This is a genomic window from Microcoleus sp. K4-B3, from assembly GCF_036704615.1.
Classification (GTDB): Bacteria; Cyanobacteriota; Cyanobacteriia; order Cyanobacteriales; family Microcoleaceae; genus Microcoleus.
Genome location: NZ_JAUBSF010000026.1, coordinates 61701 through 72541 on the forward strand (window position 1 = coordinate 61701; position 10841 = coordinate 72541).

Annotated in this window: 7 protein-coding genes and 1 tRNA gene; 2 read left to right on the forward strand and 6 right to left on the reverse strand. The window is 47.7% G+C overall.

The features are described from left to right. Window positions 1-287: 287 nt before the first annotated feature. From QUA78_RS14090 to murA, 6 genes are all read right to left on the reverse strand, one after another. The gene (locus QUA78_RS14090) at window positions 288-1211 is read right to left on the reverse strand and encodes a fused MFS/spermidine synthase (RefSeq protein WP_333304400.1); all 924 of its coding nucleotides are present in this window, start codon (window positions 1209-1211) and stop codon (window positions 288-290) included. Window positions 1212-1335: 124 nt separating this feature from the next. Then, complete coding sequence (locus QUA78_RS14095; protein WP_333304399.1) at window positions 1336-2211, reverse strand: DMT family transporter; 876 nt, start codon at window positions 2209-2211, stop codon at window positions 1336-1338. 49 nt (window positions 2212-2260) lie between these two features. Next, window positions 2261-2443, reverse strand: coding sequence for a hypothetical protein (locus QUA78_RS14100; RefSeq protein WP_333398874.1), 183 nt, complete (start codon window positions 2441-2443; stop codon window positions 2261-2263). Next, window positions 2417-2498 (reverse strand) — tRNA-Leu (locus tag QUA78_RS14105). Before QUA78_RS14105 ends, QUA78_RS14100 begins: the two co-directional genes overlap by 27 nt. After that, the gene (locus tag QUA78_RS14110; protein ID WP_333304397.1) at window positions 2477-3346 is read right to left on the reverse strand and encodes a M48 family metallopeptidase; all 870 of its coding nucleotides are present in this window, start codon (window positions 3344-3346) and stop codon (window positions 2477-2479) included. Before QUA78_RS14110 ends, QUA78_RS14105 begins: the two co-directional genes overlap by 22 nt. Window positions 3347-3511: 165 nt before the next feature. After that, window positions 3512-4930 (reverse strand): UDP-N-acetylglucosamine 1-carboxyvinyltransferase, encoded by a 1419-nt coding sequence (murA, locus tag QUA78_RS14115; protein WP_333304396.1) that lies wholly within the window; start codon window positions 4928-4930, stop codon window positions 3512-3514. A 365-nt stretch (window positions 4931-5295) separates the two neighbouring features. On the opposite strand from murA, the gene smc reads away from it, so the two are divergent. Together smc and QUA78_RS14125 are read left to right on the forward strand one after the other, a co-directional pair. Next, a complete protein-coding gene (smc, locus tag QUA78_RS14120; RefSeq protein ID WP_333398875.1) occupies window positions 5296-9099 on the forward strand; it encodes a chromosome segregation protein SMC in 3804 nt (1267 codons plus the stop codon). A 201-nt stretch (window positions 9100-9300) separates the two neighbouring features. Next, a complete protein-coding gene (locus QUA78_RS14125) occupies window positions 9301-10320 on the forward strand; it encodes a PRC-barrel domain-containing protein (protein WP_333398876.1) in 1020 nt (339 codons plus the stop codon). Window positions 10321-10841 lie beyond the last annotated feature (521 nt).

Here is a 10841-nt window from a genome sequence, read left to right on the forward strand (position 1 = left end):
TGAGCCGCCTTTGCCTTTTGAGTTTCTGCCCTCGCTGCGGGGAGACTCCCAACTTTTTAGTCTCATGTTTTTAATTGTTTGTACTACTTCTATAATAGACTGACGCAATTTCACTGTCAAGTATTTTTGAGAGAGATGTTTCCTAGTATCAAGTGTTGACTGATTGGGGTTTGCGACAGGCATAGCGATGGTGCGCCAATAAACACCCTACAGCCCGATGGTGCGCCTATAAGCACCCTAAAATTACAGTTTTTTGTCTGGCGTCAACAGCCCTAATTGTGTATTTATCAGTCCCAATATCCTGCAGGTATTTCAGCATCTGTAAAAATTGGCAGGGTTTCCCAATTTTTCACCCATTCCGGCAATTGGGCTACTTTTTTTAGCTGAAGCGACATTTCTATTAAGGAAAATCCTAAATTGTGGAAATCTTGAATAAGTTCGGCTTGCAAGAAAATTTCATTTTTAGCTAAATCTGGAGCATTAGTGGCAATGACAATGCTGTTGCCGTTTTCAAAATTGCATATATAAATTTGTGCGAACACAGTTTGAATGGTTTTCACCGCCGCCGCATTAAACTCTTGTTTGTGGAACAGGTGGACAACTACAGCACCTGCGCTTGACAAGCGAGTTTTGCACAGTTGGTAAAATTCTTGTGTTACCAATCTATAGGGCATATAGCCGCTGCCAAAACCAGCATCCACGATAATTATATCTTTTTTTACTGGGGATTTTTGTTGGGCTAGATATTCGCGCCCGTCTTGAATAGCTACTTTGAGTCTGTCGTCGAATTGAATGCCAAAAAATTTGTGAGCTACTTCGACTACTGTTTGGTCAATATCTGTACATTCGACTATCGCGTTAGCGAAATAATGGTGAAAAAATCTGGGAATGCTGCCGCCGCCAAAGCCAATTATATAGATAGTTTTTGGTTGACTTTTCCAGACTAATGCTAGCAGCATGGCTCTGGCATAGGGAAATATTAAATTTAGCGGATTGTTGAGGTCTAGGATTGATTGAGCTACATTTGTGCTTAAGGTTTCTCTGTCTGCTAAAAGCAGTAGTAGCACTGATTTTATTTTTTTTACTGCTATGCAGTTGTCGCCGGAGTTTTGTTGAAATAGGATGCCGTCTGGTTGGTGCAGAAGCCAATTTATTTGTTGGTTAATAAGTGCTAAACTGCGACTTTGCCGATCGCCTTTATAATCAGTCATACGATTTTAGATTTTAGATTGGGGATCACTGATGACTATTATGGTTGGGAGCCGACCTAAAGTTTCATTCGTTTTGGGAACTGGTATCAAATCTAAAATCTTAAATCTCTATTTTCACATCTAATCACTTCAAACCCAATAATAGGGTGATTCCGCCGATCGCACAAACTACCCCCAAAACAGCCCGAAGGCTGACTTTTTCGCCCGCCAGCACGGCTAAGGGCAGAATAAATAGGGGACTGGTAGAAATGAGTGCTTGAGCTATTCCTGCGGGTGCATATTTCAGCGAAGTCTGTTGCAGGAAAATTCCGAGATAGGTTCCTAAAAAAGCTGCTAGAATTATTGCACCTAATATTTTTGGCACTTTTAATTGTTGGAAAGTGTCAAGGTTTGTTGGGTTCAAGAAGCATAGCATGACTGCGATGCCACCGCTCAAACGCAAGGCTGCTGTCCACAGGGGATCAATATCTATTTGAGTGAAGGCCGCCCGGGATAAAACTGCTCCGGCGGCGTGGGTTGTTTGTCCTAATAAACTAATGGCTAATCCCTGCCAAAGATGTTTTGATGGTAAGGTTGTTTCGGCTGTTCGTTCTGCAATTACCCAAGCTACGCCGCAGATTGTTAAAAGAATGCCTGTACAAGCAATGGGCGATAAGTTTTCTTGCAAAAATATTAAGCCCAATAAAGCTGTTAAAGGGGGAGATAGGGTTTCTAAAAGCAGCGTTCGCCTCGCGCCTAAATATTTTAATACGATAAAGAAAGCGGTGTCTCCGATGCCAATTCCTAGGCCGCCGCTGATGACCAGCATTGCTAAAATATTAGGGTTGATTGCGGGTAAGGGTTTGCCTAAAATTAGTACAGTGGCAAGGAGCATGAAAAGGGCGATCGCGCCTTTGAGCAAGTTTAGCACCAGTGCGGGGATTTGCTGTCCCACTCGCTGCCAGATGGTGGAAGATAGAGCCCAGACAAATGCAGCGCCTAAAGCGGCTAATTCACCCATAAAATCTGTTGACTGTTAACGGTTGACTGTTGACTGTTGACGGTTGTCATTAGTTACCAATTCGCAATTCCCAATTCGCAATTCCCAATTCCCAATTCCCGATGCCCGATGCCCGATGCCCAATTCCCGATGCCCGATACCCAATATAAATTAGGGTTCCAGACTTATCATCTGGAACCCTAGATTTATTGAGCTTTTTTAGAAGTGGGCGGGGAGAGAATCGAACTCTCATACCTTTCGGTGTCAGATTTTGAGTCTGATGCGTCTACCAATTTCGCCACCCGCCCTTTTTCGTTTCACCATCATAACACACAGATCGATTTCCTGCAAGCAAAGATTCATAATCTTTTGAACTTGCCCAGCGATCGATCTCTCTGGCGCGCAATACTGGTACAGGATGGGACAACTGAGCCGTCTGAGCTTGTTTGAGCATTTCTCCCAGTTGAGTGGTGCTGAGGTCGTCGTAGGCCCGCGCCTGCGCCAAAAACGCATCGACATTCAGTTTCGGAGCTAAAGTCGGCGAACCTCCGGCCAGTTTCATCAACAGTGATGCTACCACTTTTGGGTCTTGAGTGGCGAGCAAGGCGGCGCGATCGCACGTAAATTCCGCACACCGCAACCATTCCAACATTTGCGCCTGCAAACCCTGCGCGAGCACGGTTCCCACAGGCGAAATTTGACCGGCGGCCAACACAATTAAATTAGCCAGAGTCAGGTAAACTCCGTGCTCGCACTTCAAATGCCCCAACTCGTGAGCGATTACTGCTTTAACTTCCTCGTCTGTGAGCAAATCAATCAGAGAAGTGTGCATCACCACAAAAGGCTGTTTTCCCCGCATCGCAAAGGTGTAAGCATTCGGCATCGGATGCTGGCGGACATAAAGCTGCGGCGGTTCCAAATCAAGAGTTTTGCAGGCATCCAACAGCAATTGATGCAGGTGGGGCAATTGATTTTCGCCGACTTGGACGCTGGAAGCCAGATTTTCCAGCATGAAAAACTGTTCCCCAATTTGTCCCAGCAACTGTCGCACCATCAAATCCAGGCCGGGCAGTTGTTTGAGCGTGTTGGTGGCTTCCAAGTCTAGCGGGTGGCGAAACTGGTCTGCTTTCAAACCGATGAGCGGTATGTTCGACATTTTAATCCTGAGTCATTAGTCAAGAGTCACTGGTCGTTAGTCATTGGTCATTGGGAAATGGGAAATGGCAATTGGCAATTGAAAAAGGTTGAATTAATTTTCTTCCTTCTTTCTTCTTCCTTCTTCCTGTTTCCTAATGACTAATGACTGCTGACTAATGACTAATTAACAGTTTAAACCCGATCGCACGGGATTGACAGGAGCCTCAGCAGTCGCCGGGTCTGTGCCCTCTTTGACGCGCCGCAACTTAGCTCCCAATTTTTGCAGTTTCACCTCTAACTGCTCGTAGCCGCGGTCTAAGTGCTGCAAGCTGCTGATAGTGGTGACACCATCTGCTGCAAGTCCCGCTAGCACTAACGCCGCCGAAGCCCGCAAATCTGTTGCCACTACTGGCGCACCCGACAGCAGCGACACTCCGCGCACAATCGCTACATTGCCTTTAAGGCGAATGTCGGCGCCCATGCGGTTGAGCTCTGCTACGTGGCGCAAGCGATTCTCAAACACGGTTTCTTTGATCAAGCTGTCTCCTTGGCTCAGCGTCAGCAAAGCCATAAACTGAGCTTGCATATCTGTGGGGAAACCGGGGTAAGGCAGAGTTTCGATGTCTGTGGCGGAGTGAGTTTGGCCGGGAACTATTCGCAAAATGTCGGGGGATTCTGCAATAATTTTCGCCCCAATTGTCTGCAATTTGGCAATCACTGCGGTCAGGTGGTCGGGAATTACCGGCGACAAACTGATTTCGGAGTGAGTGATGGCTCCTGCTACTAAAAATGTTCCGGCTTCAATGCGATCGGGAATAATTGGATAGTCTACCGCGTGCAGCTTGGGAACTCCCGAAATGACGATCGTATTCGTGCCGGCGCCTTGAATTTTTGCTCCCATAGCGCGGCAGAAATTCGCCAAATCTGCGACTTCCGGCTCTTGAGCAGCATTTTCAATCACGGTTTCTCCTTCAGCCAGAGTCGCCGCCATCATCAAAGTTTCAGTTGCGCCGACGCTGGGGTAGTCCAAATAAATTTTGGCTCCTTTCAGGCGGCGGTTCGGCCCTTTGACGTAAGCGTGAACCGTGCCGTGGTCGATGTGGACTTCGGCACCGAGGGCTTGCAGACCGCGAACGTGGAGTTCAACGGGTCGGGCGCCGATGGCGCACCCACCGGGCAAGGGTACTTTGGCAAATCCCAAACGCGCTAGCAGTGGCCCGATGATGAAGAAGCTCGCCCGCAGTTGGCTGACTAATTCGTAGGGGGCTTGAGCGTCTATGAGGTTGCTGGCGTTGATGTCTAAAACGTCGCCGTTCTGCTGTAATTTGACTCCTACAGCCGAGAGAATTTGCCCCATGCGGGCGACATCGACTAGACCGGGAACGTTGCGGAGACGGCAATCCTCTGGGCATAGCAGGGCTCCTGCCATGACGACTAAAGCCGAGTTTTTGGCGCCGCTGATTTTGACGTGTCCTTTAAGGGGCTCGCGACCCCAAATTTGTAATACTTGTTCGTCGCTTTCAGGTGAAGCTGGCAGGTTAGACGTGTTCTGAGCTGGTGTAATGGGTTTGCCCTCCATAATGCGCTTCGTTACTTTATACATTATTAATTTTGGTTCGATTTTACCGGAAAGTTTTTATATGTCTAGGGGTAACATGAGGAATTTTCGGGATTATATTTGCTAGCATTGATTCTGGGCAAGGCTTTCAGGTTTTATCGCACAAATAATCTCGATCGAGTCTCATGGAGTTATCTGTATCAAAATTTACGTTCATTTGTAGCGGTCGCTCGGATCGCAGATGTTGTACTTTTGTCAACGAGCTTTTGAAGGAAAAGCCGACTCGGTTGTTGACAAAGGTGTAAGATGTCGGTTCGATCGACCATGCCAGAAAGTTTACACATTGTCGATCGCCCCATTGCCTGTGCTACCCTGTGACAACAACCTAGAGCCAAAGCTACTCCTAGCATATGGTTCACATTAAACGGATCGAACTGACTAACTTTAAATCTTTTGGCGGCACGACAGCCATTCCCGTGCTGCCCGGTTTTACTGTGGTTTCCGGGCCCAACGGTTCTGGTAAGTCCAACATCCTCGACGCTTTGCTGTTTTGTCTCGGACTTTCGAGTTCTAAGGGAATGCGGGCTGAACGTTTGCCGGATTTGGTGAACAGCGCCCAAAACAAACGCGGTACGATCGAAGCTAGCGTGACTGCTACTTTTGCGCTGGAAGATGTGGGAGAGGAATGGTTCGCCCGGGATGAAGATGAGGATGAAAATGCAGCAGATGAGTTATCTGTTGAAGCAGAGGAAGTTGAAGGGATAGAAACTGCCGAAACTCAAGACAACAACGGCCAATCATCTCCTGTCAATCGAAAATCAAAAATCGAAAATCGAAAATCGGATGAGTTATCTGTTGAAGACGTAGAAGAGATTGAAATCGCAGAAAATCAAGACAACAACGGACAACTACTCGCTACCAATCGAAAATCGAAAATCGAAAATCGAAAATCGGATGAGTGGAGTGTGACCCGCAAACTTCGGGTAACTCGCCAAGGTACTTACACTTCAACTTATTACATTAACGGTCAACCTTGCACGCTGACTCAACTTCACGAACAGCTCAACCGTTTGCGAATTTATCCCGAAGGCTATAACGTAGTGCTGCAAGGAGACGTTACCAGCATTATTTCAATGAATTCTAAGGAACGCCGAGAAATCATTGACGAATTGGCTGGGGTGGCTCAGTTCGATCGCAAAATCTCTTTAGCTAGGCAGAAGTTGGATGAAGTTAAGGAGGTGGAAGAACGCAGCAGGATTGTAGAAAAAGAGCTGATTTCTCAGCGCGATAGACTTGCTTCCGATCGCACAAAAGCGGAAAAATATCAAAAATTGCGGGCGGAATTTCAAGAAAAATCGCAGTGGGAAATTGTGCTAAAATTCCGGCAATTGCAGCAACAAGAGTGGAAGCTGCGAGAACAAATCGAAACGGGCGATCGCACTTCGGCATCTCTTACCGAACAACTGCAAACAATTAGCACCCAAATTCAAGAAGCAACCGCCGAACTTGACGCGCTGAATGCCCGCGTTAAAGCTTTGGGAGAGTCGGAATTGTTGGCTTTGCAAGCGACGATTGCCACTCAGGAAGCGGAACGGCGGCAACTGCAAAACCGCAAACAGGATTTGGAAAAAACTGCTGGGCAAATGGCGGCTAATATAGCACAAACCGAGGAAGAAGTTCGGCAATTCCGGCAAAGTTTGGAGCAAATAGAGATTGAAATATCTTATGTTAAGTCTCAGCAGGGGAGTTTTCAGGAACAGCGGGATGCAGCCCAGCAAAGTTTAGATGAAAGTCGGGAAGTTGCAAATGCGATCGCCTCGACGGCCGAAGTTTGGGTACAGCAGCAAACGGAACTGCACCGCCAAATCGAAATAATTCAACAAACTTTGGAACCGCAGCGTACAGAACAAGCTACCATTGGCGAAAGAGCCGATCGCCTGCAAAGTCAAATTCAAGAACAAAACCAATCGCTGCAAGTATTGGAACAGGAAATTGCAGCGAAAAAAGAGCAGCAATCTCGCCTTGGGGAAACCAAAGGCGTTGCATCTTTGCAAGTAGAATCGCTGAATCAGATTTTAGTCGAAGCCGAACAAGAATTGCAACTGCAACAGGAAACTCAAACTCGTTTGTTGGAAGAACAGCGGGAAAGACAGCGCAAATTAGACAAACTAGAAGTGCAGTTTCAAGCACTGCAAGAAGCGACGGGAACGTTTACTGCAAAAATTGTCGCGCAAAGCGGAATTGGCGGAGTTTGCGGCTTGGTGGCTCAACTGGGCAGGGTGGAACCGCGCTATCAGTTGGCGCTGGAAATTGCGGCGGGCGGGCGCATGGGAAATATGGTGGTGGAAGATGACAGCGTGGCTGCTGCTGCGATCGAATTGTTGAAACAAAAACGGGCGGGAAGGATGACGTTTTTGCCTTTGAATAAAATTAGAGGCGGCAGGTATTCGGTGAATGAAAATTTGCGGCGCGCGGCTGGGTTTGTGGATGCGGCTGTTAATTTGATTGATTGCGATTCGCGGTATCAGGAAATTTTTGCTTACGTTTTTGGCAGCACGGTTGTGTTTAGCAACCTCAGCGACGCCCGCCGCTATTTGGGACAGTACCGGATTGTCACTTTGGACGGGGAAATTTTGGAAACTAGCGGGGCGATGACTGGGGGAAGTTCTACTAACAGATCTACCTTGCATTTTGGCACGGTTGAGGCTAGCGAGGCTGCTAGTGAAGCGCGGACGATCGCATCTCTGCAAGAAAGGTTGGAGGAAATTGAGCGGATTTTGGAACGGTGCAAAATTGCGATCGACCGCGCGTCTGTTGCAGTCAAAACTCGCAGCCAAGAATTGATGGAAGCAAAACAGAATTTGCGCGAAAATCAGTTGCGCTTGGAACAGTTGGATTCAGAAATTAAGAATTTGCAAGCGCAACAGGAACAAGTGCGATCGCAAATTGCCAAAAATACACAGGAATTAACTAATTCGCGATCGAGATTGCAGTTGCTGGAACGAGAATTGCCCGCACAGGAAACTCAATTGCAGCAGTACCGGCAAACTTTGGCGCAGTTGGAAGAGTCGAACAGTCACAGCGAATGGCAGCAAATGCAATCGAGTTTGCGCGCTCTAGAAGCGCAACTGCAAGAGCGAGAATTGGCTCTGAGAAACGTCCAGCAACGCCTTGTAGACTTGGAAAATCAATTCGGGCGTTTGGAAGACAAAATTAAGGAAGGTAGCGAGAAATTGCAGGAGTGGCAAGTGCAGCAAAATGCGGGGGCGGATGCGATCGCTCGCATTGTTTCGCAGCAGTTAGAACTCGATCGGCAAATTGCGGAAGCTAAGGCGGCTTTGGGGGAAATTGAGGAAAAATTGGGCGTGCAGAAGGGAGAGCGCGATCGGGCGGAATCTCAACTGCGAGAGAAGCATTTAGCAAAACAACAGTTACAATGGCAGTTGCAAAAACTCCACGAAACCCAGCAAGAACGTCGGGAACAATTAGCCGCAATCCGCACTCTATTGGAAACGCAGCGGGCGGAAATGCCCGACCCCGTGCCGTCGATTCCTGAAAATGTCGAGAAAGCCAATTTGACGGAATTGCAGCAAGAAGTAAAGGCGATCGCCAAACGCATTCAAGCTTTAGAACCAGTCAATATGCTAGCCTTGGAAGAGTACAACCGCACTCAAGAACGCCTTCAAGAATTAAGTCAAAAATTGACGACATTGGAAGGAGAACGCACTGAACTGCTGTTGAGAATCGAAAATTTTACCACACTCAGGCGGCGCGCTTTTAAGGAAGCTTTCGACGCGGTTAACGAGAACTTTCAGACTATCTTTGCGGAACTTTCCGAAGGCGATGGCTATCTCCAGCTAGATGACCAGGAAGACCCATTCAGCAGCGGCTTGAATTTGGTCGCTCACCCGAAGGGCAAACCCGTACAGCGGCTGGCTTCCATGTCTGGAGGCGAAAAGTCGTTGACGGCGCTGAGTTTTATTTTTGCGCTGCAACGCTACCGCCCGTCTACGTTCTACGCTTTTGATGAAGTGGATATGTTTCTCGATGGGGCAAATGTGGAGCGATTAGCTAGAATGATAAAACGACAGTCTGAACAAGCCCAGTTTATTGTTGTGAGTTTGCGGCGACCTATGATTCAATCGGCTGAGCGTACAATTGGTGTTACTCAAGCACGGGGAGCTTATACTCAAGTCATAGGACTGAAGTTGTAGTCCCGGAGTGTCTGTTGATGACCCTACCCAAAAACGGATACAAGCCGCCGACAACAGTCGTGGATAGATCAAAACTTTAGACCCTAGTTCAAGCTCCCACATTCATCTGTGGAGTAAATCTAAAATCTAAAATCTAAAATCTAAAATCGACTGATCGTGTTGAGTGATATATGTACTTAATAAATCAGGATTAAAGTTACAATGACATCCGAACAAATTTGCCAACGCTCCGACATTCTCGGCACTCAAGTCATCACCCGCGACAGAGGTAAACGCTTGGGGGTGGTTAGTCAATTGTGGGTGGACATAGACCGGCGGGAAGTTGTGGCGATCGGTCTGCGCGATAATATATTCGCGGTCGCTGGAATGCCGAGGTTTATGTTCCTCAACAATGTCAGCGAAATCGGTGACGTGCTGTTGGTGGAAGATGAGAGCGCGATCGAAGATGATGTTGATGTTGAAGTCTACAGCATTTTGATTAACAGCGAAGTTATTACCGAAACAGGCGAACTTTTAGGTAGGGTGCGGGGCTTTAGGTTCGACCCCGAAGACGGTAAGTTAGTTTCTATAATTATCGCTTCCCTGGGAATCCCTCAAATCCCCGACCAAGTTCTCAGCACTTACGAGTTGGGGATTGAAGAAATTGTCAGCAGCGGCCCGAATCGCTTGATTGTGTTTGAAGGTTCCGAGGAAAGGCTCAGGCAGCTTAGTGTGGGTTTGCTGGAGCGCGTTGGTTTGGGTCAAGCACCTTGGGAACGGGAAGAGGACGAGGCAGGTTATTATCCGAAACCCGTGGCTACGGGAAATCAATTGGGCCCGGGCGTGCGGATACCTGCACCGGAAATGCGCAGCAGGGTAGCCGCGCCTGCGGTTGAGGAAGTTCCTTGGGATGAGGATTCGCAGTGGAATCGGCCTGCGGTGCGCCAGCAGCAGCAGATGCGCGCGGTGCAGCCTGAGCCGATCGACGATTACGAGGATTACGAAGAGGATAATTGGGGCGGCGAGGAGGACGATTACGAGGAGGAGTACGAGGAGAAGCCGCAGTACACTCGCTCTGAGAGTTCTCGCCCGAAAGAGCCGATCGTACAGTACGAGTACGAGGATGATGTGGAGGCGGATGCTTGGGCTGACGATGAGGCGCCGAAGCCTTACCAGGCTCCTCGGGTGAATATCCCTGAGAAAAATAAGACTCCCGAGTACGAGGAGGAAGCGAATTATTAGGAATTAATCAATTAGCTGAAACCAATATTTTGCACTCTTCTTAAGAACGGGCAAGATGCCCGTTCCACAATCAAGTTTATTTTTTGTGGAACGGGCTTCTAGCCCGTTGCTGATATTTGTGCAAGATGTGAGTTTAAACTGAGATGTTGCACCATTCTCAGGAACAGGCAAGATGCCTGTTCCACAAAGGTTCCACAAAGAATGAGTTTTCTTGTGGGGTGGGCATCCTGCCCGCCCAAAAAAGGATTATTGATATTGGTGCAAGATGTGAGTTTAAACCAATATTTTGTACGCACGGGCTTTACGAATAATATTTAATTCTCGCAAATAATCTAGTGGAGTACGTTGGGGGATGCAGTGAAGGCGCTCAATCTAATTAAATTAGATCTATGAACTAGATAATACTCTCATGGCAGTTTACTATATTTTTGCTGACATTTCATATTACTGTAGTTTAGACTAAATAAAGATGAGAACGGTGGCTTTCAGAAGAACTAGAGCCACCGCGCCGGGAGAGAATA